Source organism: Pseudomonas sp. 102515 (genome assembly GCF_031085165.1).
GTDB lineage: Bacteria > Pseudomonadota > Gammaproteobacteria > Pseudomonadales > Pseudomonadaceae > Chryseomonas.
This window is the reverse complement of sequence record NZ_JAVHTY010000001.1, coordinates 331,130-354,882: the sequence shown is the minus strand read 5'-3', so window position 1 is coordinate 354,882 and position 23,753 is coordinate 331,130. Positions and strand designations below refer to the sequence as shown.

26 protein-coding genes and 1 pseudogene are annotated in these 23,753 nt (G+C 65.8%); 14 read left to right on the top strand and 13 right to left on the bottom strand.

Translation table 11 applies throughout. The features are described from left to right. Positions 1-22 precede the first annotated feature (22 nt). From RCF34_RS01615 to RCF34_RS01600, 4 genes are all read right to left on the bottom strand, one after another. Positions 23-943, bottom strand: a complete 921-nt coding sequence (locus RCF34_RS01615; RefSeq protein WP_308706595.1) for a metal ABC transporter substrate-binding protein — start codon at positions 941-943, stop codon at positions 23-25. Between the two features lie 11 nt (positions 944-954). Further along, positions 955-1,824 carry a metal ABC transporter permease gene (locus RCF34_RS01610; protein ID WP_308706594.1) on the bottom strand — a complete coding sequence of 290 codons (870 nt, stop codon included), beginning with the start codon at positions 1,822-1,824 and terminating at the stop codon, positions 955-957. Further along, positions 1,821-2,555: a zinc ABC transporter ATP-binding protein AztA gene (aztA, locus tag RCF34_RS01605; RefSeq protein WP_308706593.1), complete on the bottom strand. Its 735-nt coding sequence runs from the start codon at positions 2,553-2,555 to the stop codon at positions 1,821-1,823. Before aztA ends, RCF34_RS01610 begins: the two co-directional genes overlap by 4 nt. A 265-nt stretch (positions 2,556-2,820) precedes the next feature. Continuing rightward, on the bottom strand, positions 2,821-3,918 hold the full coding sequence (locus RCF34_RS01600) for a DNA topoisomerase IB (RefSeq protein WP_308706592.1): 1,098 nt from the start codon (positions 3,916-3,918) through the stop codon (positions 2,821-2,823). Between the two features lie 90 nt (positions 3,919-4,008). On the opposite strand from RCF34_RS01600, the gene RCF34_RS01595 reads away from it, so the two are divergent. The 8 genes and pseudogenes from RCF34_RS01595 (at position 4,009) to RCF34_RS01565 (ending at position 9,862) form a co-directional block, all read left to right on the top strand. Further along, entirely contained in the window at positions 4,009-4,266 is a 258-nt protein-coding gene (locus RCF34_RS01595) for a DUF3253 domain-containing protein (RefSeq protein WP_308706591.1), read from the top strand. A gap of 74 nt (positions 4,267-4,340) precedes the next feature. Then, positions 4,341-4,649: a PepSY domain-containing protein gene (locus RCF34_RS01590; RefSeq protein ID WP_115945580.1), complete on the top strand. Its 309-nt coding sequence runs from the start codon at positions 4,341-4,343 to the stop codon at positions 4,647-4,649. Beyond that, complete coding sequence (locus RCF34_RS01585) at positions 4,589-4,945, top strand: PepSY domain-containing protein (protein ID WP_308706590.1); 357 nt, start codon at positions 4,589-4,591, stop codon at positions 4,943-4,945. Before RCF34_RS01590 ends, RCF34_RS01585 begins: the two co-directional genes overlap by 61 nt. Next, positions 4,946-5,611, top strand: coding sequence for a response regulator transcription factor (locus tag RCF34_RS01580; protein WP_308706589.1), 666 nt, complete (start codon positions 4,946-4,948; stop codon positions 5,609-5,611). It abuts the gene before it with no gap. Then, positions 5,608-6,945: a sensor histidine kinase gene (locus RCF34_RS01575; RefSeq protein WP_308706588.1), complete on the top strand. Its 1,338-nt coding sequence runs from the start codon at positions 5,608-5,610 to the stop codon at positions 6,943-6,945. The genes RCF34_RS01580 and RCF34_RS01575 overlap by 4 nt, the downstream gene beginning before the upstream one ends. Next, a pseudogene (locus RCF34_RS22895) lies at positions 6,887-7,831 on the top strand (cache domain-containing protein); the annotation flags it as partial. The gene RCF34_RS01575 and the pseudogene RCF34_RS22895, both read left to right, overlap by 59 nt. Before the next feature lie 102 nt (positions 7,832-7,933). Continuing rightward, positions 7,934-8,689 carry a methyl-accepting chemotaxis protein gene (locus tag RCF34_RS22890; RefSeq protein WP_374941154.1) on the top strand — a complete coding sequence of 252 codons (756 nt, stop codon included), beginning with the start codon at positions 7,934-7,936 and terminating at the stop codon, positions 8,687-8,689. Positions 8,690-8,812: 123 nt separating this feature from the next. Beyond that, positions 8,813-9,862, top strand: a complete 1,050-nt coding sequence (locus tag RCF34_RS01565; RefSeq protein ID WP_308706585.1) for an AI-2E family transporter — start codon at positions 8,813-8,815, stop codon at positions 9,860-9,862. A 156-nt stretch (positions 9,863-10,018) separates the two neighbouring features. On the opposite strand, the gene hexR is transcribed toward RCF34_RS01565, so the two are convergent. Next, entirely contained in the window at positions 10,019-10,888 is an 870-nt protein-coding gene (gene hexR / locus RCF34_RS01560; protein WP_308706583.1) for a transcriptional regulator HexR, read from the bottom strand. Positions 10,889-11,052: 164 nt separating this feature from the next. On the opposite strand from hexR, the gene zwf reads away from it, so the two are divergent. The 4 genes from zwf to rluB all read left to right on the top strand — a co-directional run bounded on the left by zwf (position 11,053) and on the right by rluB (position 15,070). Then, positions 11,053-12,522: a glucose-6-phosphate dehydrogenase gene (gene zwf / locus RCF34_RS01555; protein ID WP_308706582.1), complete on the top strand. Its 1,470-nt coding sequence runs from the start codon at positions 11,053-11,055 to the stop codon at positions 12,520-12,522. Next, positions 12,509-13,219 carry a 6-phosphogluconolactonase gene (gene pgl, locus RCF34_RS01550; protein ID WP_308706581.1) on the top strand — a complete coding sequence of 237 codons (711 nt, stop codon included), beginning with the start codon at positions 12,509-12,511 and terminating at the stop codon, positions 13,217-13,219. The genes zwf and pgl overlap by 14 nt, the downstream gene beginning before the upstream one ends. 20 nt (positions 13,220-13,239) lie before the next feature. Beyond that, positions 13,240-13,878: a bifunctional 4-hydroxy-2-oxoglutarate aldolase/2-dehydro-3-deoxy-phosphogluconate aldolase gene (locus tag RCF34_RS01545; RefSeq protein WP_308706580.1), complete on the top strand. Its 639-nt coding sequence runs from the start codon at positions 13,240-13,242 to the stop codon at positions 13,876-13,878. A gap of 130 nt (positions 13,879-14,008) precedes the next feature. Beyond that, entirely contained in the window at positions 14,009-15,070 is a 1,062-nt protein-coding gene (gene rluB, locus RCF34_RS01540; protein WP_308706579.1) for a 23S rRNA pseudouridine(2605) synthase RluB, read from the top strand. A 30-nt stretch (positions 15,071-15,100) separates the two neighbouring features. Here the strand turns inward: rluB and RCF34_RS01535 are convergent, their stop codons facing one another. From RCF34_RS01535 to RCF34_RS01515, 5 genes are all read right to left on the bottom strand, one after another. Further along, on the bottom strand, positions 15,101-16,024 hold the full coding sequence (locus RCF34_RS01535; RefSeq protein WP_308706577.1) for a GGDEF domain-containing protein: 924 nt from the start codon (positions 16,022-16,024) through the stop codon (positions 15,101-15,103). A 173-nt stretch (positions 16,025-16,197) separates the two neighbouring features. Further along, positions 16,198-17,199, bottom strand: a complete 1,002-nt coding sequence (locus RCF34_RS01530) for an NADP-dependent oxidoreductase (RefSeq protein ID WP_308706576.1) — start codon at positions 17,197-17,199, stop codon at positions 16,198-16,200. Positions 17,200-17,253: 54 nt separating this feature from the next. Next, a complete protein-coding gene (locus RCF34_RS01525; protein WP_308706575.1) occupies positions 17,254-18,441 on the bottom strand; it encodes a benzoate/H(+) symporter BenE family transporter in 1,188 nt (395 codons plus the stop codon). A gap of 9 nt (positions 18,442-18,450) precedes the next feature. Beyond that, positions 18,451-19,056, bottom strand: a complete 606-nt coding sequence (locus RCF34_RS01520; RefSeq protein WP_308706574.1) for a LysE family translocator — start codon at positions 19,054-19,056, stop codon at positions 18,451-18,453. An 87-nt stretch (positions 19,057-19,143) separates the two neighbouring features. After that, the gene (locus RCF34_RS01515) at positions 19,144-19,623 is read right to left on the bottom strand and encodes a MarR family transcriptional regulator (RefSeq protein WP_308706573.1); all 480 of its coding nucleotides are present in this window, start codon (positions 19,621-19,623) and stop codon (positions 19,144-19,146) included. Positions 19,624-19,703: 80 nt separating this feature from the next. On the opposite strand from RCF34_RS01515, the gene RCF34_RS01510 reads away from it, so the two are divergent. After that, positions 19,704-20,873 carry a PLP-dependent aminotransferase family protein gene (locus RCF34_RS01510; RefSeq protein ID WP_308706572.1) on the top strand — a complete coding sequence of 390 codons (1,170 nt, stop codon included), beginning with the start codon at positions 19,704-19,706 and terminating at the stop codon, positions 20,871-20,873. A gap of 1 nt (position 20,874) precedes the next feature. Continuing rightward, positions 20,875-21,474 carry a glutathione S-transferase family protein gene (locus RCF34_RS01505; protein ID WP_308706571.1) on the top strand — a complete coding sequence of 200 codons (600 nt, stop codon included), beginning with the start codon at positions 20,875-20,877 and terminating at the stop codon, positions 21,472-21,474. 46 nt (positions 21,475-21,520) lie between these two features. Here RCF34_RS01505 and RCF34_RS01500 read toward each other — a convergent pair whose 3' ends face one another. The 3 genes from RCF34_RS01500 to RCF34_RS01490 all read right to left on the bottom strand — a co-directional run bounded on the left by RCF34_RS01500 (position 21,521) and on the right by RCF34_RS01490 (position 23,735). Beyond that, positions 21,521-21,943 carry a hypothetical protein gene (locus RCF34_RS01500; RefSeq protein ID WP_308706570.1) on the bottom strand — a complete coding sequence of 141 codons (423 nt, stop codon included), beginning with the start codon at positions 21,941-21,943 and terminating at the stop codon, positions 21,521-21,523. Between the two features lie 340 nt (positions 21,944-22,283). After that, complete coding sequence (locus RCF34_RS01495; protein ID WP_308706569.1) at positions 22,284-23,183, bottom strand: manganese catalase family protein; 900 nt, start codon at positions 23,181-23,183, stop codon at positions 22,284-22,286. Between the two features lie 39 nt (positions 23,184-23,222). After that, positions 23,223-23,735 (bottom strand): ferritin-like domain-containing protein, encoded by a 513-nt coding sequence (locus RCF34_RS01490; RefSeq protein WP_308706568.1) that lies wholly within the window; start codon positions 23,733-23,735, stop codon positions 23,223-23,225. Between the last annotated feature and the right edge of the window lie 18 nt (positions 23,736-23,753).

The window sequence follows — 23,753 nt, the reverse complement described above, 5'->3', positions numbered from 1 at the left end:
ACCTACCAGAGGACCTCGAACCTCAGTGCCCGCCCTTCATGGCCTTGACCAGGGTATCCACATTGTAGCGGAACATGGCCGCATAGGTCGCAGCCGGGCCGTCTGCCGGCGACAGGGCCTCGACGTACAGCTCGCCGCCCGGCTGGGCGCCGCTCGCCTTGGCGATCTGCTGCACCAGGCGCGGATCGTTGGAGTTCTCGAAGAAGTAGGTGGCAACATGCTCCTGCTTGATCTGGCGGATCAGCTTGGCGACGTCCTGGGCGGAGGCCTCGGCCTCGGTCGACAGCCCCAGCGGCGAAATGAAGGTCACGCCATAGGCGTCGGCGAAGTAGCCAAAGGCGTCGTGGGAGGTCAGCACCTTGCGCTTCGCCTCGGGGACCTGACCGATCTGTTCGCGGGCATAGCGATCCAGGGCTTCCAGTTCGGCGATGTAGCGATCACCGTTGGCCTTGAAGGTGGCAGCCTGCGCCGGCTCGACCGCGGACAGCGCCTTCACCACGTTGCGGGTGTAGATGACCACGTTGAGGGGGTTGTTCCAGACATGGGGATCGATACCGCCATGGTCGTGATCATGGTCAGCCTGGCCGTGTTCATCCTCGTCTTCCGCCATTTCGCGGGTCTTGATCCCTTCGCTGAGCACCACCGGCGGGCGCGCCTGGCCGGAGGCCTTGATCAGGCGATCCATCCAGCCCTCCAGGTGCAGGCCGCTCATGAACACCACATCGGCCTGTTTCAGCGCCTGGGCATCCGTGGGCGTCGGTTCGTAGGCATGGGGATCACCGTTGGGACCGACCAGGGAGGAAACCTGCACCTGATCGCCACCGACCTGTTTGACCACGTCGGCGATCACGGTAAAGGTGGCGACGGCCTTGACCGGAGCGGCCTGGGCCTGGCCGGTAGCGGCGAGCAGCAGGGCAGCGCCCAGGGAGAACAGGGATTTCATGGTGACTCCTTTCAGTGGGTGAGGTGGGGGCGGGGCCGCAGCCGCCGGTAGAGACCCAGGCGACCGAACAGCAGGGAGAAGAGGTAGCCGCCGCCCGCGGTCAGGACGATGGCCGGGCCCGAGGCGCAGCCCAGGTGGTAGGACAGCACCAGGCCGATCAGGCCGCTGAGGCTGGCGATCAGGCTGGCCACCGCCATCAGTCCGGGCAGGCTGTTGGCCCAGAACCGCGCTGCGGTGGCCGGCAGCATCATCAGGCCCACCGCCATCAGGGTGCCCAGCGCCTGGAAGCCGGCCACCAGGTTGAGCACCACCAGCAGCAGGAACAGCAGGTGATAGAGCGAGCCGCGCCCGCCTACGGCGCGCAGGAAACCCGGATCGAAGCACTCCAGCGCCAGCGGCCGGTAGATCACTGCCAGCACCACCAGCGACAGGGTGGCGATGCCGGCGACCAGGTAGAGCGCCGTGGCGTCGATGGCCAGGATGGTGCCGAACAGCACATGCAGCAGATCCACGCTAGAGCCGTGCAGCGACACGATCAGCACCCCGGCGGCCAGGGACATCAGGTAGAAGCTGGCGAAGCTGGCATCCTCACGCTGGCTGGTGAAGCGGCTGACCAGGCCGGCGAGTCCGGCCACGAGCAGTCCGGCAAGCATTCCGCCGATGCCCATGGCCGGCAGCGAAAGGCCGGCGACCATGAAGCCCAGGGCAGCGCCGGGCAGCACGGCGTGACTCATGGCATCGCCCACCAGACTCATGCGCCTGAGCATCAGCAGGACGCCGACCGGCCCGGCGCCCAGCGCCAGGGCCAGGCAGGCCACCAGGGCGCGGCGCATGAAGCCGAATTCGACGAAGGGTTCGAACAGGAGTTGATAGAGGGTCATGCGCGCTCACAGACCGCCGCGTTGGCGTCCCAGTGTTCGGCGAGATTGCGCGCGCGGGCCAGATGCTCGCTGACCAGCACCTGATCGGTGGCGCCCCAGGCGATGGCTTCCCGGGCCAGCAGCAGGGTCTCGGGGAAGTGCTGGCGAACCTGCTCCAGGTCGTGCAGCACGGCGATCACCGTGCGGCCCTGGCCGTGCCAGCGGCGGACGATGGTCAACAGGTCCGCGGTGGTGCGGGCATCGATGGCGGTGAAGGGCTCGTCCAGCAGGAGCACCGGTGCATCCTGCAACAGCAGCCGGGCGAACAGCACCCGCTGGAATTGCCCGGAGGACAGGGCGCCGACCAGGCGATCCTCGAGGCCTTCGAGACCTACCGCCTGCAGCGCCCGGGAGGCTTCCTCGCGATGGGCAGCGGTGACCCCGCGCCAGACGCCCAAGCCGCGCCAGGCGCCCAGTATCACGGTCTCCAGCACGCTCAAGGGAAAGCTGCGATCGATCTCCGCGGCCTGCGGCAGATAGCCCAGCCGGCGCTGGGGCACGGCGCGGTCCACCCGGCCACTGACCGGTCGCAGGGTGCCGGCGATGGCCTTGAGCAGGGTGGACTTGCCCGCCCCATTGGGGCCGACGATGGCGGTCAGACTGCCGGTCCGAAAGCAACCACTGAGATGATGGATGGCCGGATGCCGCTGATAGGCCAGGGTCAGGTCCTGCAGTTCGATGGCGGCGCTCATGGCAGGGCGACCGCCCAGAGCACGGCCAGCCAAAGCGCGACCAGCGGGATGGCGGCGAGCGACAGCCGAACGGGCACGGAAAGGAGCAGGAGGGAAGCGCGGGGGGATGCCATGACTGAGCCTTGAATAACCTGTTAAAGTTATAACATAACATTCATGGCGGCGCCATCAGCCTGTCTTGGACGACTCACGATAGGCGAGCAGGGCCGGCGTCTATTGCAGGATGCTCCCCGCCCCGCGCGAGGGGCAGGGTAGCCGCGCCTTGTCAGGCGGCCTGGGTCTCCGCCATCCGCTGTTCCAGCCGCTGCAGGAAGTTGAGCAGCAGCACCTCTTCCTCCTTGAGCCCCTTGCGCTTGCGCGGCTTGGGCAGGGTGCAGAGGTCACCGGCCAGGAAGGCATCCAGCACCCCGGGGTGGATGTAGCACTTGCGGCAGACCGCCGGGGTATTGCCCAGGGTGCGGGATACCGCCTTGACCATGTCCACCAGTTCCTTCTTGGCGTCGGTCTGGGTCTCGCAGCGCAATTCGCGCAGGGCTTCCAGGGCGAGGGCGCTGCCCGCCCAGGTGCGGTAGTCCTTGGCAGTGAAGTCGGCGCCGGTGAGTTCGTGCAGGTAGGCGTTCACGTCGGAAGAGGTCACGGTATGGCGGGCGCCCTCGCCGTCCACGTACTGGAAGAGGTGCTGGCCGGGCAACTCCAGGCATTTCTTCACGGTGCGCGCCAGGCGTGGATCACTGACCTTGATGTCGTGCTCCACCCCGCTCTTGCCGCGGAAGTGGAAGGCGATGGTGTTGCCATGCACCTCGGCATGTCGGTTGCGCAGGGTGGTGAGGCCATAGGACTTGTTGCTCTTGGCGTACTGGGCGTTGCCAACCCGGATCAGGGTCGCGTCGAGCAGGCTGATGACCGTGGCCATGACCTTTTCCCGACACAGGCCGCGTCGGGCAAGATCCTCTTCCACCCGCTGCCGCAGCTTGGGCAGGGCCTGCCCGAACGCCAGCATCCGCTCGTACTTGTCGGTATCGCGGATCTCGCGCCAACGCGGGTGGTAGCGATACTGCTTGCGGCCGCGGGCGTCGCGTCCGGTGGCCTGCAGATGACCATTGGCATTGGGGCAGATCCAGACATCGGTATAGGCTGGCGGGATGGCCAGCTTGTTGATGCGCTCGACTTCCGCCTGATCGCGGATGCGTTCGCCGTCAGCGGTGAAATAGGCCCATTTGCCGCGCAGCTTGCGTCGGCTCAGGCCCGCCTGGCTGTCGTCGACATAGTTGAGGTCGGGTGGCAAGGGCGTGCAGAGGGCGGTACCGGTGTCGTCACGCTCATCGGCGGGGATGGGCAGGTCGGTCTGGGCGAGGCGTTGCATTACTTTCGAGACTTTCGAGCGAGAGGTCATGACTGCACCGACAATTTCATGGTCGAAACGGTGGACTCCAGGAGACGGGACCCGGTTCTCATGACAGCGCTCAAGCCGACCGACGCACAATTGCGTGAAGCCTTGCTGGCCAAGGCACAGGCGCGCCGTCCAGGGACGACCTTCTGTCCGTCGGAGGTGGCGCGTGACCTGGCCACGAATTGGCGGCCGTTGATGGAACCCCTGCGCGATACGGCGCGGGAACTGGCTCGCGAGGGTCGGCTGCGGGTCACGCAAAAGGGCGAAGCCCTGGATGCCGAAGCGCCCTGGCGTGGCCCGATCCGATTAAGCCTGGCTTAATCTGCGTTTAAGTTTCGATTAATGGCGGATCGCTACTCTGGACCCAGATCGAACAGCAACCAGAGAGAATCACCATGAAAAAGCTTACCGCCCTCGCGACCGCCGCCCTCCTGCTTACCGGTGTAGGCGTCGCCCAGGCCCGCGATCTCGGCCCCGACGAAGCCCTCAAGCTGCGTGACAGCGGCAAGATCAAGAGCTTCGAGGTGCTCAACCAGGCCGCCATCGCCAAGCACCCGGGCTCGACGACCCACGAGACCGAATTGGAAGAAGAATATGGTCGCTATATCTATCAACTGGAACTGCGTGACCCCAAAGGTGTGAAATGGGATCTGGAACTCGACGCCACCACCGGCGAAGTCCTGAAAGATCAGCGCGACGACTGACCGTCGCCCTCGCCGGGCTGCTCCTGCTCGGTAGCGTCTCCTCGCCGATCCAGGCCCGCGACCTGGATCAGGACGAGGCGCTCAAGCTGCGCAAGGAAGGCGTGATCCGGCCATTGGAGAGCCTGCTGCAACGGGTCAACGAACGCTATCCCCAGGCGCGGCTGCTGGAAGCCGAGCTGGAAGAGGAGGACGGCCAGTATCGCTACGAGATCGAGATCCTCGTCGGCGATGTCGTCCGCGAACTGGAAATCGGCGCGATGGACGGCGCCATCATGAAGGACGAGGTGGACGACTAGATGCGCCTGTTGCTGGTGGAAGACGATGTGGCCCTGGCCGACGAGATCACGGCCTTCCTCGCCCGGCAGGGCTACGCCATCGACTGGCTGGCCGATGGCCGCGACGCCGCCTGGCAGGGCGCCCAGGAGCCCTATGACCTCATCGTTCTCGACCTGGGTCTGCCCGGCCGGCCCGGACTGGAGGTGCTCGGGGAGTGGCGCGCAAAGGCGCTGGCGACGCCGGTACTGATCCTGACCGCCCGCGACAGCTGGGCGGAGCGCATCGACGGCCTCAAGGCCGGGGCCGATGACTACCTCACCAAACCCTTTCATCCCGAAGAACTGGGCCTGCGCATCGCCGCCTTGCTGCGGCGGGTGCGCGGCGTGGCCAACCAGCCGCTGCTGCAGGCCGCCGGACTCGCGCTCGACGAGGCGCGCCAATGCGTGGTGCGTGGCAATGAAACCATCGCCCTGAGCGCGGCGGAATCTCGCCTGTTGCGCTGCTTCCTGCTGCATCCCGGGCAGATCCTGTCGAAGACGCGGCTCAACGACCATCTCTACGACGGCGAGAGCGAGCGCGACTCCAATGTCATCGAGGTCCACGTCAATCATCTGCGGCGCAAGCTGGGGCGCGCGGTCATCGAGACGCGGCGCGGCCAGGGCTATCGCCTGGGCGGTGTCGATTGAATTCCATCCAGGCCCGGCTCAGGGTCGGGCTGGTGGCCATTTTGCTGGTGGCCGGTCTGGTGCTGGTCTTGGGGGGAGCCTGGCTGGTGGACCATGCCTTGCGCCGTTATCTGGAAACCGGTTTGCGCGGCGAGACGGAAAACCTGCTCGCCGCCCTGGTGCGCGGCCCCCACGGCCTGCAACTGGATGAGGGCCGGCTGGGCAGTCTCTATACCCGGCCGCTGTCCGGCCGCTACTTTCTCATCGAGATCCCGGCGCTGGGCATCCGCTGGCGCTCGCGCTCGCTGTGGGACGCACAACTGGAAGCGCCACCCGGCACCGGCCTGAGCGAGACCCTGGCGGACGGCCCCAGTGGCCAGCGACTGCTCGCCTACCGCGCCGATTACCAGCGCTATGGCCAGGCGGTGCAGGTAACGGTCGCCGACGACTACAACCCCCTGCTGACTAATCTGACGCGCATCCTCGCGTTCGGTGGCCTGCTGGGGCTGGCGACCTTGCTGCTGGTCCTGCTGCTGCAACGGCTGATCGTGCGCCGGGCGCTGCGCCCGCTGGAGCAGGTGCGCGAGCAGATCGCCCAGCTGCATCAGGGGCGCCGTTCGACGCTGGACGCCAGCGTGCCCACCGAACTCGAACCGCTGGTGGGAGAAATGAATGCCCTGCTGCGCCACACCGAAGACGGCCTCAAGCGCGCGCGGCATGGCATCGGCAATCTGGGCCATGCGCTCAAGACCCCGCTGGCGGTGCTGACCAGCCTGGCCGAGCGTCCCGAACTGCAGGCGCTGCCCGAACAGCGCGAACTGTTGCGCGAACAACTGGGCCGTATCCGCCAGCGCCTGGAGCGGGAATTGCGGCGTGCCCGGCTGGCCGGCGAGGCCCTGCCGGGCGCGCACCTGGACGGCGCCGAGCTTCGCGAACTCTGCACGCTGCTCAATCGGCTGCATGGCGAGCACCTGCAGTTCGAGTGCCGGCTACCCGCGGATCTGCGGCTGCCCTGGGACCGGGAAGACCTGCTGGAACTGTTCGGCACCCTGCTGGACAACGCCGGCAAATGGGCGGATCAGCAGGTCCGGCTGGCGGTGGCGCAGGGTGCAGAGGGCTATCTGATCCGGGTCGAGGACGACGGGCCCGGCGTGCCGGAAGCCCAGCGCGAGACGATCCTCGATCGGGGTGCCCGGCTGGATGAAGCGGTTAGCGGTCACGGCCTGGGGCTGGGGATCGCCAAGGACATCGTCGACAGCTGCGGCGGAACCCTCGTTCTCGAGGCCTCCGGGCTGGGTGGGCTGGCAGTGGTCATCCGGCTGCCGTTGCCAGCGCGCACCCCGTCACTCAAGTGACTCCCTGGTCAAGTTATCGGGCAGGGCGCCGATAACTGCACAAGCTCTTGTGACCAAGGAGAACTTCGTGAGCCTCAAATTCAAAGTCACCTTACTGGCCGTCCTGCCCGTCTGCCTGTTCACCCTGGTGCTGGGTGGACTGTCCTATTGGGTCTTGCACGACCAGGCCGTAAGGGACGTCGCCGACGCTCGCGAGCGGCTGATGGTCCAGAGTCGCAGCGCCCTGCAGAACACCGTGGAAGCCGCCATGACCGTGGTCAAGCCGCTGTACGACAAGGCCGCCGCGGGCGATACCGAGGCGCGCAAGGAGGCTATCGGCCTGCTGTCCGCCATCAGCTACGGCAAGGACGGCTATATCTTCGGCTACGATTCCAACGTGGTCCGCCTGTTCAAGGGCAACGATCCGGCCGGGATCGGCAAGAGCTTCAAGGACAACCGCGATCCCAGTGGCCTCTACCTCAACCAGGAACTGGTCCGGGTCGGCAAGGACGGCTCGCATTTCAGCCGCTACAGCTCGTCGCTGCCCGGCAACAAGGACGTGCTGGTGCCCAAGCTCGCCTACACCGACTACCTGCCCAAATGGGATCTGGTGATCGGCTCGGCGGTGAACTTGGATGGCGTGGAGGCCGAGGTCGCTGCCGTGGCCCAGCAGGTCGCCAAACGCACCCAGGACCAGCTCTGGCTGATCTTCGGTGTGGCCGGCGTGCTGTTGGTGGTGATCGGCATCGCCGCGCAGCTGTTTGCCGCCCGCACCCTCAGGCCTCTGGCGCAGATCCGGGAGAATCTCGACGACATCGCGGCCGGGGAGGGCGATCTGACCCGCCGCCTGCCGGTCAACGGACGCGACGAGATCGGTGAGCTCGCCGCCGCCTTCAATCGCTTCGTCGATCGCATCCAGGGCACCATCGCCCAGGTCGTCGACATCACCCACCAGTTCACCGGTCTGCTCGACGATGTCGCCCAACAGGCCCAGCGCACCGATCGCGACATGCAGCGCCAGCGCAGCGAAACCGACCAGGTGGCCACCGCCATCAACCAGATGTCCGCGGCGGCCCAGGAAGTGGCGAGCAGTGCCCTGCAGGCCTCCGAAGCCACCCGTCAGACCGAGGAGAAAGGGCGGCTGGCCCGCGAGACGGTCGCCACCAGCGTGGCGCGCATTCACGAACTGGTCGAGGAGGTACGCCAGAGCAGCGTGTCCCTGGATGGTCTCAAGCAGGACGTGGGCGCCATCGTCGGCGTGCTCGATGTGATTCGCGCCATCGCCGAACAGACCAATCTGCTGGCGCTCAATGCCGCCATCGAAGCGGCCCGGGCGGGCGAGGCCGGTCGCGGTTTCGCCGTGGTCGCCGACGAGGTACGGGCCCTGGCCAGCCGGACGCAGCTGAGCACCCAGGAAATCCAGGGCATGATCGATCGCCTGCAACAGGCCACCGGCCGCGCGGTCGGGGCCATGGAACGCTCGGGCGGCATGGGCGAGGCCACCACGGCCCAGGCCGAGCAGGCCGGTACCGCCCTGGCCGCCATCAGCGAGCTGATCGCTACCATCAACGCCATGAACGCCCAGATCGCCAGTGCCGCCGAGGAGCAGACGGCGGTGGCGGAAGAGGTCAATCGTAGCGTCCACACCATCGCCAATGCCGTCGACAGCATGGCCCAGGGTGCCCAGCAAGGTGCACGCAACACCGCCGGCATGGTCGGCCTGGGCGAGCGCCTGAACGGCCTGGTCCGTCAGTTTCGCGTATGATCCCGGGCGCGCCGGTCACGCCGGCGCGCCTCTTCGGGTCGAGTTGGGGGTGCTCATGGGAACCCCACGGCTTCCGAGGCTCTAAGCAAGGCCTGTCATCCTTGTTCGGAATCGCGAAAGCCAATGAAAAGTGCTCGGCTGGAAAACAAGACGTTCCTGATCCTGCTGGTGGTGGTCTCGCTGGCCTTCGTCTGGATCCTCACGCCCTTCCTGGGGGCGGTGTTCTGGGGCGCCATCCTCGCCATCCTGTTCGCCCCGCTGCAGCGCTGGTTCGTCCGGCGCTTCAACAACAGACGCAACCTCGGTGCGCTGTGCACCCTGTTCGTGATCCTGCTTATCGTCATCCTGCCAGTGGTCTTCATCGCCATCTCCCTGGTGCAGGAAGGGGCGCTGCTGTACCAGCAGATCAGCAGCGGCCAGCTCAATTTCGGCCAGTACTATCAGCAGGTCTGGGGCGCCTTGCCGGACTCGGTACGTAGCGTGCTGGAGCGTTTTGGTGCCGGCGACCTGGAGGGCATTCGCCAGAAGCTATCCGAAGGCGCCATGCAGGGCAGCCAGTTCGTGGCCACCCAGGCCTTCAGCTTCGGTCAGGGGACCTTCCAGTTCCTGATCGGCTTCGGCGTGATGCTCTATCTGCTGTTCTTCCTGCTGCGCGACGGTTCGCAGCTGGTGGCCCTGATCCGCAAGGCCATTCCGCTGAGCGACATGCACAAGCGCAGCCTGATGGCCAAGTTCACCGCCGTGGTGCGCGCCACGGTCAAGGGCAACATCATCGTCGCCGTGGTGCAGGGCGCCCTGGGCGGCTTCATCCTCGGCGTGCTGGGCGTCCAGGGCGCGGTGCTCTGGGGCACCCTGATGGCCTTCCTGTCGTTGCTGCCCGCCGTGGGTTCGGCGCTGATCTGGGTGCCGGTGGCCATCTACTTCCTGGCCACCGGCGCGGTGATCAAGGGCGTGATCCTGATCGTCTTCGCCGTGGTGGTGATCGGCCTGGTGGACAACCTGCTGCGCCCCATCCTGGTCGGCAAGGACACCAAGATGCCGGACTACGTGGTACTGATCTCCACCATCGGCGGCATGTCGTTGTTCGGCCTCAACGGCTTCGTCATCGGCCCGCTGATCGCCGCGCTGTTCATGTCGACCTGGGACCTGTTCAGCCACCGCGACGACATCTAAAAACCTACTTACGATCTGCTGCGCGTCGGCCAAACCGCGTTGGAAGCGCCTTCGGAATGCTCATTTACTATAGGTAAACTCCGCTTCCTCAGGCGCTTTCGCCTTGTCTGGCTCTAGCTCGCGAGATCCTAAGCAGGTTTTGCACAGTGAGGGCGCCTAGCCTTGGTCGGGCTCCGAGGGATAGCGGGTGGCGACCAGGCTTTCCTTGACCTTGCGCAGGTGCGGCTGGAAATCCACGCCGCGCTTGAGCGTGACCCCGGTGGCCAGGATGTCCAGCACGGTGAGCTGGATGATCCGCGAGGTCATGGGCATGTAGATGTCGGTGTCTTCCGGCAACGGGATGTCCAGGCTGTGGGTGCAGACCTTGGCCAGCGGGGTATTGCTGGCGGTGAGGCCGAGCACCGAGGCGCCGTTGTCCCGCGCCAGCTTGGCCACGTCCACCAGTTCCCGGGTGCGGCCGGTGTAGGAGATGATCACGAACAGGTCGCCGGTCCTGGCGATGGACGCGAGCATCCGCTGCATCAGCACGTCCGAATGGGCCGAGACCGCCATGTTGAAACGGAAGAACTTGTGCTGGGCGTCCAGGGCCACGGGTGCCGAGGCGCCCAGGCCAAAGAAGTGGATCTGCCGCGCCTGGATCATCAGGTCGACCGCGCGATCCACGGTGCGGGCGTCCAGTCGCTGGCGGGCGCTGTCCAGCGAGGCGATGGTGCTGCTGAAGATCTTTTCCGCGTAGGCCTCGGATTCGTCGTTGGCTTCCACCGCCTGGCTGACGTAGACCGCGCCGCTGGCGATGCTCTGCGCCAGCTGGATCTTCATCTCCGGGTAGCCGCTCACGCCCAGCGAACGGCAGAAGCGATTGACGGTGGGCTCGCTGGCCTGGGCCGCCTGGGCCAGGGCCGCGATGGTGTAGCGCGTGGCCTGCCGGGGATTCTGCAGGATGACCTCGGCGACCTTGCGTTCCGCGCGGTTGAGTTCGCCGATGCGGTTCTGGATGGTTTGCAGCAGGGTGCTGGCACGATCCATGAGAACTCCTAGTGGTTGTTGTGCCTCTATCCTAAGGCTATAAAAGGTGTGGGCCGGGCTTACCCCTGCGCCGTATTTTTTAATATAAAGACTACGCGAATCGCCCCGGCTCCCCTATGATGGCGCTGGAATATCTCAAACTTTAAGTAAAAGAACGAATATTTATGGCTGGCGTCCGAGTTCTACCCTGTACCCTGGCAATCTTCGGCGCGTTGGGCGACCTGGCTCTGCGCAAACTTTTCCCTGCCCTTTATCAGCTGGACCGGGAAGGTCTGCTGCACGAGGATACCCGCATCATGGCGCTGGCGCGTGACCAGGGCGATGGGGTCAGGCAGCTGGAGCACATCGAGGAGCGCCTGCGCCACTATGTGCCCAAGGCCGATTGGGACGAAGCGGTATGGACCCGGATGCGCGGCCGCCTGGGCTATCGCGCCATCGATTTTCGCAATCGCGAAGACTATACGGGACTTGCCGAGGATGTGGGCGAGACCTCGCCGCTGATCGCCTACTTCGCCACCCCGGCGCTGGTCTACAGTGCCATCTGCGAGAACCTCGCCGCCGTCGGTCTGTGCGAGCGCACCCGGGTGGTGATGGAAAAGCCCATCGGCTACGACCTGGAATCCTCCAAGGTGGTCAACGACGCCGTGGCGCGCTTCTTCCCCGAAGACCGCGTCTATCGCATCGACCATTACCTGGGCAAGGAGACCGTGCAGAACCTCATCGCCCTGCGCTTCGCCAACAGCCTGTTCGAGACCCAGTGGAACCAGAACTACATCTCCCACGTGGAAATCACCGTGGCCGAGAAGGTCGGTATCGAGGGTCGCTGGGGCTATTTCGACCAGGCCGGCCAGCTGCGCGACATGGTGCAGAACCACCTGCTGCAGCTGCTCTGCCTGACCGCCATGGACCCGCCGGCGGATCTTTCGGCCGACAGTATCCGTGACGAGAAGGTCAAGGTGCTCAAGGCGCTGGAGCCCATCACCGCCGACCAGCTGGCCAGCCGCGTGGTCCTCGGCCAGTACACCTCAGGCTACAGCGACGGCAAGCCGGTACCGGGTTATCTGGAAGAGCCCAATTCCAATACCGAAAGCCGCACCGAGACCTTCGTCGCCATTCGCGCGGACATCCGCAATTGGCGCTGGTCGGGCGTGCCTTTCTATCTGCGGACCGGCAAGCGCATGCCGCAGAAGCTGTCGCAGATTGTCATCCACTTCAAGGAACCGCCGCACTACATCTTCGCCCCCGAGCAGCGCAGCCTGATCAGCAACCGGCTGATCATCCGCATCCAGCCGGACGAAGGCATTTCGCTGCAGGTGATGAGCAAGGACCAGGGCCTGCGCAAGGGCATGCAACTGCGCAGCGGTCCGTTGCAGCTCAATTTCTCCGAGACCTTCAAACATCTGCGTACCCCGGATGCCTACGAGCGACTGCTGCTGGAAGTCATGCAGGGCAACCAGTCGCTGTTCGTCCGCAAGGACGAGATCGAAGCGGCCTGGAAATGGTGCGATCAGCTGATGGATGGCTGGTCGAAGATGGGCGACTCGCCCAAGTCCTATGCCGCCGGCAGCTGGGGTCCGCTGACCTCCATCGCACTGATCGCACGAGACGGGAGATCCTGGTATGGCGACGTCTGACCTAGGGCAGGGCGTGACCCTGCGCGAATTGCCCGACCGCGAGGCCCATGCCACGGCGTTGGCCGAGACGGTCACCGCGTCACTGCGCGAGGCCCTGGCGGCCCGCGGCGAAGCGCTGCTGATCGTTTCCGGTGGCCGCAGTCCGGTGCCTTTCCTGGAGCGCCTGGCGCAGGCCGAGCTGGACTGGTCGAAGGTGCTGGTGACCGTGGCGGACGAGCGCTGGGTCCCCGGTGACCATCCGGACAGCAATGCCGGTCTGTTGCGCCAGCACCTGTTCCAGGGACCCGCTGCCGCCGCAGGTTTCGTCGATCTCTACAGCCCGGCCACCTCCACGGAAGAGGGCATGACCCAGACCGAGGCCCGGCTGCGCGACACCCTGGCGACCCCCGATGTGCTGGTGCTGGGCATGGGCGACGACGCCCACACCGCCTCGCTGTTCCCCGGCAGTCCCGGCCTGGAAGAGGCCCTGAATCCGGCCAGCGAGCGCCTGAGCTTTCCCGGTGTGGCACCGTCCGCGCCCCAGACCCGCATCACCCTGAGCCGCGCCTACCTGAGTCGCGCGCGGCAGCAGATCCTCGCCATCCAGGGCGCGGGCAAGCGACAGGTACTGGAAACCGCTCTGGCCGAGGGCGACGAGCTGGCCACTCCGATCAAGGCGTTCCTGCGCGAACCCCTGGTCGTCTATTGGTGCCCCTGACGAGGAGTTGAGTTTTGGACATGCAGAACAAGATCGCGACCCTAGATGCCCTGTGCGCCCGCGCGCGGATCCTGCCGGTGATCGTGATCAACGATCCGGCCGACGTGCTGCCCTTCGCCGACGCCATGGCCGCGGGGGGGCTCACCGCCCTGGAGATCACCCTGAGATCGGCCCACGGGCTGGACGCGGTGCGCCTGCTGCGCCAGGAACGTCCGCAGCTGGATGTCGGCGTGGGCACCGTGCTGGACGTGCGGATGTTCGACGCCGCGGTCGAGGCCGGTGCCCAGTTCATCGTCACCCCGGGCACCACCGAGGAAATCCTCCAGGCCGGGGTATCGGCGCCCATTCCGCTGCTGCCCGGCATCGCAACACCCTCGGAGATCATGCAGGCCTACCGCCTGGGTTATCGCCGCTTCAAGCTGTTTCCCGCCAACGTCTACGGCGGCGTGGAGGCGCTCAAGGCCTTCGCCGGGCCCTTCGCCGAACTTAAGTTCTGCCCCACCGGTGGCGTCAATCCGGGCAATGTGAAGAACTACTTCCAGCAGGCCAACCTGCTGTGCGTCGGCGGTAGCTGGATGCTGCCCGGCGACGTGGTGAAGGCCAAGGACTGGACGCGCGTCGAGCAGCTCTGCCGCGAAGCCCTGGCCACGCTGGACTGAGCCTGCGGCCATCCGTCACCCGCCAGGCGAGCTAGGCTGGCGCAAGCAGGGACGCTATCATGCGCCCCTGTCTTTTTCCTGGTGCCCGTTCCGCGGCACCTTTGTCGTCCACTACACCGGGAGGTGCCTGATGACCCTCGACAAGAATCCCCCAAACGAATCCCTCGACGAAACCGTCCCCGCGCCGGCTGGCGAAAAGCTGCAGAAGGTGCTGTCGCGCCTGGGCGTCGGCTCGCGTCGCGACGTCGAAGCCTGGATCGGCGAAGGCCGTATCAAGGTCAATGGCGTGGTCGCCCCCCTGGGGCTGCGCGTCATGCCCAAGGACGCCATCGCGGTGGACGGACGTCTGCTCAAGCGTGACCAGGCCGAGGAAGTGGTACGTCGCGTGCTGATCTACAACAAGCCCGAGGGCGAGATCTGCACCCGTGACGATCCCGAAGGCCGACCCACCGTCTTCGATCGCCTGCCCAAGCCCAAGCAGGGTCGCTGGATCAATGTCGGTCGCCTGGACATCAACACCACCGGCCTGCTGCTGTTCACCACCGATGGCGAACTGGCCAACCGGTTGATGCACCCGTCCTACCAGATGGACCGCGAATATGCGGTACGGGTACGCGGCGAGGTCACCGAGGAGATGCTGCTGCGCCTGAAGAACGGGGTGATCCTCGAAGACGGCCCGGCCCGCTTCACCGACATCCAGCAGGCGCCGGAAGGCGACGGCTTCAACCACTGGTTCCATTGCGTGGTGATGGAAGGCCGCAACCGCGAAGTCCGGCGGCTGTGGGAGTCCCAGGGCCTGGTGGTGAGCCGGTTGAAGCGCGTACGTTTCGGTCCGGTGTTCATGACCAGCGACCTGCCCGTTGGGCGCTGGCGCGAGATGAACCAGGCGGAGATCGACATCCTCGCCGGTGAAGTCGGCCTGCCGCCGGTCGCCCTGCCGTCCATGGGCGGCAAGACCAAGGAAAAGCTCGAGCGCCAGCAGCGCAAGACCGCGCGGCCGATCGATGCCGGTCGGGGTTCGCGCAACAAGGTGACCAAGGCGAGCAAGACTGGCAAGACCCAGGGATCGGCCGTGGCCGAGCGTCCCAGCGAAATGGGCCGCAAGCCGGTCAGCAAGGGCCGTACCTCGCCGGGCATCGCCCCGCGTCGTGGTCCGAGTGGCGGCGGTACCGGTAAGGGCGGTCGTCGCTAAGCAGAGAGGTCGCCCGGTCCCAGGCGAGCCTCAGGCCAGGCTGCAGAGTCGATTGCGGCCGTCGGCCTTGGCCTGATAGAGGGCCCGATCCGCGCGCAGCAGCAGGCAGCGCGGGGATTCCACGTCGCGCAGGGTCGCCAGGCCTAGGCTCAGGGTGACCGGCAACGGGATGGCACCCGCCGTCTCCGACTGGGCCTCTACCGCCGCTCTCAGGCGTTCCGCGACGATATGCGCCGCTTCGTGGCCGGTGGCCGACAGCAGCACACAGAATTCCTCGCCGCCAAAGCGAAAGACCATGTCCATGCTTCTCAGGCTGTTGTCGAGGGTGCGGGCGGTCTGGCGCAGCACGTCGTCGCCGACGCTGTGGCCGAAGCGGTCGTTGATGCGCTTGAAATGGTCCAGATCCACCATCAGCAGCGACAGCGGCTGCTGGGTCCGGCGGGCCAGTTCCAGCTCCCGCACCAGGGCGCGATCCAGGGCGCTGCGATTGCCGACACCGGTCAGGGCATCGCGCAGGGCATTGTTCTGGGCCTCGCGATAGAGCAGGGCATTGCGCAGGGGAAACAACAGACTGCCGAGCAGGTATTCCAGCGCACCGAGTTCGCTCTCTTGGAAGCGCTCCAGACGGTGGAAGGTCAGATCACCCAGGCGGAGATCCCCCTGGCTCAGGTGATAGTGCACCTGATGACCCTGTTCTTCGCCCAGGCCGATGGCGACGTCTTCCGCAGCATTGCGGTAGGCGAGGCCGGGCAGGTCCACCAGCGTATCCACCTCCTGCCGGAAGAGTTGCAGGACCCGTTCGAGATCCAGCGATGTCTGCAGCACGCCGAGCAAGCGCTGGCGCAGGGCGCCCAGCACCGCGGGGTCGCTTTCGCGGGCGGAGGCAGCCAGAGTGGCGTTACGCTGCTGGCGAGCGCGATCGAGGTTGATGGTGTTGGACGAGGGCGGGACCATGCCTGTTCTCCTTGGCGGATAGTCCCTCTACAGCGAGAAGCGTGCCAGTCTTAAAGTATCATTTAAATCAATGACTTGGCAGAATGATGGCGATTGGCCGTCTGTAACTTGACGCTTGAGGCCCAGGCGGGCCGCGATTGCAGCCCGCTGGTGACGACTTTCCGACGCGCGGTTTAGACCTTGAGCACCAGCTTGCCGAAGTTCTCGCCGGAGAACAGCTTCATCAAGGTCTCGGGAAAGGTGTCCAGGCCTTCCACCACGTGCTCCCGGGATTTGAGCTGGCCGTCGGCCAGCCAGATCGCCAGCTGCTTTTGTGCCTCGGCGTAGCGAGCGGCGTGGTCGAGCACGATGAAGCCTTCCATGCGCGCGCGATTGCTGAGCAGCGCCAGGTAGTTTTGCGGCCCCTGCACCTTGTCGCTGTTGTACTGGCTGATGGCGCCGCAGAGCACTACCCGCGCGCGGAAGTTGATCTGCGCCAGGACCGCGTCCAGGGTCGGGCCGCCGACGTTGTCGAAATAGACGTCGATACCGTTGGGGCACTCACGGTGCAGGGCGGCCGCGAGGTCCGGTTCCGCCTTGTAGTCGATGGCGGCGTCGAACCCCAGTTCCTCGATCAGATAACGGCATTTTTCCGCGCCACCGGCGATGCCCACCACATGGCAGGCCTTGAGCTTGCCGATCTGGCCGACCATGCTGCCGACCGCGCCGGCAGCGCCGGAGACCACGAGGGTCTGGCCGGCCTTGGGCTCGCCGACTTCCAGCAGGCCGAAGTAGGCGGTCAGGCCGGTCATGCCGAGCACGGAAAGATACTGGGGCAGGCTGGCCTTGCTGGGATCCACCTTGTAGAAGCCCTGGGGCTCGCCCAGATAGTAGTCCTGGATGCCGAGCATGCCGTTGATCGTGTCGCCTACCTTGAAGTCCGGGTGGTTGGACGCCACCACCTCACCCACGCCCAGGGCGCGAATGACTTCGCCGAGGCCGATGGGCTTGATATAGGACTTGCCCTCGTTCATCCAGCCGCGCATGGCCGGGTCGAGGGAAAGGAAGAGATTCTTGATCAGCACCTGACCGGCGCCGGGTTCGCCGATCGGCTGCTCGACGCGCTCGAAGGTGTCGGCGGTGGGTTCGCCGGACGGACGCTTGGCGAGCAGGAATTGGCGATTGGTACGGGACATGGTGTTCTCCTGACGTGAAGGATCCAGTTCCGACCCGTCAGGGGGGCGAGGGTTCTAACAGCGGCGTGCGGTGAGTAGCAAACTGGCCAAAAGGCCGGCGACCAGGCCCCAGAAGGCCGCGCCGATCCCGGCCAGGGTCAGGCCCGAGGCCGTGACCAGGAAGGTGATGAGCGCCGGCTCGCGCTGGCTGGGTTCGGCGAGGGCGCCGTGCAGGCCGTTCATGATGGAGCCGAGCAGCGCTAGGGCGGCCACCGAGATCACCAGCTCGCTCGGCAGGGAGGCGAACAGCGCCGCCAGGGTGGCGCCGAACAGCCCGGCGATACCGTAGAAGAGTCCGCACCAGACGGCCGCCGTATAGCGCTTGCTGGCATCTTCATGGGCCTGGGGGCCGGTGCAGATCGCCGCGCTGATGGCCGCTAGGTTGATGCCATGGGAGCCGAAGGGCGCCAGCAGGAGCGAGGCGAGGCCGGTGGTAGCGATCAGCGGCGAGGCCGGAACCGCGTAGCCATCGGTACGCAGCACGGCGATGCCAGGCATGTTCTGGGAGGCCATGGCCACCACGAACAGCGGGATGGCGATACCGATGGTGGCCGCCAGCGAAAAGGTCGGGGTGGTCCACACCGGCACCGCCAACTCCAGCCGCAGTGCGTGGAAATCCAGCAGGCCCAACCCTGCGGCCAGCAGCAGGCCGACCACCAGGGCGACCAGCACGCAATAGCGCGGCCACAGTCGCTTGGCCACCAGATAGACCAGGGCCATGCCCAGGACCAGCGCGGTCTGGTGCTGGGCCGCGGCGCAGATCTCGATACCGATGCGGAAGAGGATGCCGGCCAGCAGGGCGGCCGCCAGCGCCGGCGGTACCCGGCGCAGCAGACGGTCGACGCTGCCGGTGAGCCCGCAGAGGGCGAGCAGCACGGCGCAGATGACGAAGGCGCCGATGGCGTCGCTGTAGGGCACCGACGGCAGGCTGGTGACCAGCAGGGCGGCGCCCGGGGTCGACCAGGCGATGACGATGGGGGTGCGGTACCTCAGCGACAGGCCGATGGTGGTCAGCGCCATGCCGATGGACAGCGCCCAGATCCAGGAGGAGATCTGCCCGGTGCTCAGGCCGGCATTCTGGCCCGCCTGGAACATCAGCACCAGGGAGCTGGTGTAGCCCACCAGCATGGCGACGAAGCCGGCGACCACGGCGGCGGGCGAGGTGTCGACCAGCGGGGTAAAGCGTTGCGGAGCCGCGTGCATCGAAAAACCTCAGTGATGGCCGAACAGGATGGGGTAGAGGGACAGCACCAGCAGCAGGGCCATGCTCCAGTTGAACAGCCGCAGCCGTGCCGGGCTGCTGAGCAGACGGCGCAGGCCCATGCCGAACAGGGTCCAGAGGCTGACGCTGGGTAGGTTGATCAGGGCGAAGAGCAGGGCGACCAGCAGCAGGTTGGCGGTGAAGTTCTCGGCCGGAATATAGGCGGTGACCGCGCCGATGGCCATGACCCAGGCCTTGGGGTTCACCCATTGGAAGGCCGCCGCCTGGAAGAAGCCGAAGGGCTTGCCGCTGCCCGACTGCCGCGGCGTGGGGGCAGCGGCGGTGGCCAGCTTCCAGGCCAGATACAGCAGATAGCCACCGCCGAGGACCCGCAAGGCGATCTGCAGAGGCGGATAGAGGACGAACAGTTGACCCAGGCCGAGACCGGTGCAGATGACCAGCAGCATGTGGCCCAGGCTGATGCCGAACATGTGCGGCAGGGTCCGCCGAAAGCCGAAATTGACCCCTGACGCCAGCAGCATCATGTTGTTGGGGCCGGGCGTGGCGGAGGAGACGAAGGCGAAGAGCATGAAGGCGGAGAGCAGTTCGACGGTCATGAGGGCATCCCTGGGCTTTGCGCCAGCTTAGCCAGGCCTCTCGAGGCGGTATCCATACACCGAGGCCGCGAACCAACGGTACAGTTTTCAGGAGTCGACCGAGGGTTGCGAACTGTCCTGGCTGCCTTCGGCCTCATGGCGACCGGCCAGTGCCTGGTTGAAGGCCAGCCAGCCTTCGGCGGCGTCCGCTCCAGCCGCCACCAGCGCGGCTTGCACCAGGCGCATCTGCTCGCGTCTCAGGGTCTGCTCCAGCGCGGCGCCGCCGCGGGTCAGCGACAGCCGTCGCTTGCGCTTGTCCGTCGCGTCCGTCGCCATGGCCACCAGTTGCATCTCCAGCAACTGCCGCAGCGGAATGTTCAGCGCCTGCTTGCTGACGTTGAGCACTTCCAGCAGGGCCTTGTTGCTCAGTCCCGGTTCGCGGGCGATGAAGAACAGGATGCGCTGGTGGACCCGGCTCAGGCCGCGGCGCGCGAGCATGTCGTCGGCCTTGGCGGTGAACGCCTGGTAGCCGAAGAAGAAGGTCTCCATGACCAGGCGCTGCTGGGTGGTCTGATTTAGGTCAAGCATATTGACTTGTCTTTCCGGAGTGCATTAGGGTCGGTCAAGTAGTTTGACTCATTAGCCGGCCATGGGCCACAGGAGGGCAGATGGCATTTTCCGAACGGGTAAGCCGACTCAAGAGCAGCCTGATCCGCGACATCCTGGCCGCTGCGCAGCGCCCGGAAGTGATGTCCTTCGCCGGCGGCCTGCCCGCCGAGCGCTGCCTGCCGGCGGTGGACTGGAGCCGGATGCCGGTCGGCCTGGGTCAGTACGGCATGAGCGAGGGCGAGCCGGCACTGCGCGAGGCCATCGCCGCCCAGGCACGCGGCTATGGTCTGGACTGCACGGCGGACCAGGTGCTGGTGACCACCGGATCGCAGCAGGCCCTGGATCTGATCGCCAAGCTTTATCTCGACGTCGGCAGCCCGGTGCTGGTGGAAGGCCCCACCTATCTGGCTGCGCTGCAGAGCTTCCAGTTCTTTGGCGCCGAGTGCCTGGAGGTCAGCCTGACCGCTGAGGGGCTGGATCTGGAGGCCTTGCGCCTGCGCCTGGAAGGGCAGCGCCCGGCTTTCGCCTATCTGATCCCCACCTTCCAGAATCCTTCCGGCGTGCGCTATTCCGCGGCCAACCGTGCAGCGGTGGCAGCCCTGCTGGACGAGTACGGCGTGACCCTGGTCGAGGACGAGCCCTATCGTGAACTCAGCTATGACGGCGCGCCGGCGCGACCGATATGCGGCCAGCTCCGGCGCAGCACCTGGGTCCACACCGGCAGCCTGTCCAAGACATTGATGCCCGGCCTGCGCGTGGGCTACCTGATCGCCTCGCCCGAATTGCTCAAGCCCCTGCGGGCACTCAAGCAGGCCGCCGATCTGCATACCTGCCGCATGAGCCAGTGGCAGGTGCTGCGATGGCTGGGCAGCGACCGCTACGCCCAGCACCTGGATGAGGTACGGGCCTTCTACCGTGAGCGCCGCGATGGCTTCGCCCTGGCGCTGACGCGGCATTTCGGCGATATCGCCGACTGGCAGATCCCACAGGGCGGTCTGTTCTTCTGGTTGCGGCTGAAAACGCCCCTGGATACCCGTACGCTGCTGGACGCCGCGCTGGCACAGGATGTCGCCTTCATGCCGGGCGAGCCGTTCTTCGCCGAGCCGGAGCGTCACCACGGTCTGCTGCGGCTCAATTTCAGTCACGTGCTGCCCGAACGGCTGGACACGGGCCTCGCGCGCCTGGCCAGCGTGATCCGGAAAGCCACCCCCCATTACAAGGAGCTGTGAGATGTATCAGGTCTATGGCGATCGTCGTTCCGGCAACTGCTACAAGGTGGTGCTGATGCTGCACCTGCTCGGCGTGGAGTATCGCTGGCACGAGGTCGATATCCTCGCCGGCGAGACCCAGAGCGAAGCCTTCCTGGCGAAGAATCCCAACGGCAAGATTCCGGTGCTGGAGCTGGAGGACGGCACCTGCCTATGGGAGTCGAACGCCATCCTCAACTTCCTCGCCGACGGCACGCGCTTCCTGCCCAGCGAGCCGCGCCTGCGGACCCAGGTGCTGCAGTGGCAGTTCTTCGAGCAATACAGTCACGAGCCCTATGTGGCGGTGGCGCGTTTCATCCGGCTCTACCAGGGGCTGCCGGCCGAGCGCCTGGAGGAGTACGAGGTCTGCCAGGTACGTGGCTACAAGGCGCTGCGGGTGATGGAGCAGCAGCTGCAACGCACGCCCTTCCTGGTCGGGGAGCAGTACTCGATCGCCGACATCGCGCTCTATGCCTATACCCACGTCGCCCATGAAGGCGGCTTCCGCCTGGACGACTATCCGGCGATCCAGGCCTGGCTGGCCCGCGTGGCAGCGCAACCGGGGCATGTCGCCATCGGCTGAAATATGAACAGGGGAGCCGGGCTCCCCACGGGATGCCGGTGCGTGATCAGCGGGCGCTGACCACGAACTGCCAGTACTGGTTGAGCCGGCGCTCGCCGCCGTTGGCGGTCAGCAGCACCGAGGACGGCGGCTTGGACTGCAGCTCCGGCAGGGATTTCATCAGCGTCAGCCAATTGCTGTAGTAGGTCTGCAGACAGCGGCGGGCGGTGCCGTTGTTCTGCAGCGAGGTAAGGGCCCGCTGATAGGCCGGTTCGATCTGCGACAGCGCCTGGACGACGCAGGTGTCGGTATCGGAGAAGCGCGCGGTGTCGCCAATGCGGGTTCCGGCGATCACCGCCTTGTTCGCGCAGCTCTTGAAGGCAATCATGCTGGCCTGCTCGAATTGCAGGGCATTCTGATCCATGGCGAAGGCGGGTGCGCTGCAGACTGCGGTGGCAACGAGGGCTAAGGCGTAAAGATGGCGTTTCATGGTGGCGTCCCTGACTACGTCGGTACAACGTGGTGGCATCAATGCACAGCGGCAGACTGCGCCGCCGGATGAATGTTCAGCGCGAAAGGCGGCAAAGCGCCATCAGATGAATTCCACCAGACCGACGGTAGTGAGGCCTATGAACAGGGCGGTCAGAGCGACCATGGCGAACGCCAGGAGATAATCTTCCATCAGGGATTTCCCTACTACGATGACGGCAGTAGGACCGATGGCAATTGGCCAGGTTCTGGCAAGGGCGAGAGCAGGATGAGCTGGCCGACGAAAGGTCGTCACGCCGTGGAGAGGGTGGCGACGTCCAGTGGACGTCGTCACCCGAACATCACTCTTCCAGACGGTTCTTGTCGAGCTGCTTGGCCAGGCCGGCGCCCAGATCGGCAGCCGTTACCGGCGCCGCGTTCGGATCCGACATCGTACGGGTCGCGAGCTGTTCGATCGCCTTGGCCTGCATCGGTGGCAGCTTGACGCTGGCAAGACCGTCGCCACCGTCCACGGCGGGGCCGGGCTGTTCCACGAACTCCCAATCCTGACCCTGATTCCAGGGCCCGCGCAGGTCACCTTCGCCTTGCGACATGTTGTAGTAGACGCTGGCGAATTCGGGGCGCGGCGGCATCTTGCCCTGGGGGAAGTTGGGCTGGATGGAATGCAACGCGTTCTCGAAGGACTTCTGGTGAGCGATCTCGCGGGTCATCAGGAAGCTCAGGGTGTCCTTGATGCCGGCATCGTCGGTGACGTTGATCAGGCGCTCGTAGACGATCTTGGCCCGGGCTTCGGCGGCGATGTTGGAGCGGAGGTCGATGGTCGGTTCACCGATGGTATCGATGTAGGCCGCGGTCCAAGGCACTCCTGCCGAATTGGTCAACGCCGGGCCACCGCCATAGAGGATCTGGGTGAGGTGGGAGTCATTCCCCGCGCCCGTCAGCGAGCGGTACATGTCCGCTTCTTCCTGGGTCTTTTCCGCTAGGTCGCCCTTGGCGCCCTTGTTCAGCATGGCGATCATCGAGCCGATGATTTCCAGGTGGCTGAGTTCTTCGGTGGCGATGTCGAACAGCATGTCCTTGCGGCCCGGGTCGAGCTCGGCTATCGCCTGGGTGAAGTAACGCATGGCGGCGGCGAGTTCGCCTTGGGGACCGCCGAATTGCTCCAGCATTAGGTTGGCGAGACCGGGATTGGGTTCGGACACGCGCACGGTGTATTGCAGTCGTTTGTTATGGACGAACATGTAACCTCCAGGGGCTAGTCACGGTAAAGCTCGGGCGGTTCAGCGCTTCGCGGTCAGATCGGGGTCCGCGGAGCGTTCCAGGAAGGCACGGGTGGTGGCGGGCAGGTCCTCCAGCAACCAGGCCGCCATGGCCTTCTCCTGTTCGAGGATGCGTTCGCAGGCCTGCTGCGTTTCGGTGTCGCCGATCTCGGCAGCGGCGGCGATCAGCGTGGTGTAGGTGGCGATTTCGATGTTTTCGAAGACATAGCCGGCGATGGCGCCCTTGATGACCTCATCGCTCATGGGCGCGCCGCCAAGGGTCTGGCCCAGGGCCATCAACTTGCCACCCATGTCCTTGAGGGTCGAGGCGCTGCTGCCGTGACGGCTCAGGCAGCCTTCGATGATCTGGCGCTGCTCCTGGGTTTCCCTGATGTGCTGCTCGATGCGCTGGCGCAGTTGCGGATAGTGCTCCAGCCGGGCGGACTGGGCGGAGAGCATCTTCTCGGCCTGTTCCTCCATGGCATGGGCATCGCGCAGCCAGTCGATGAGGTTGTCTTGCTTGGAAGCGGTCATGGAAAACTCCTGCTCGTG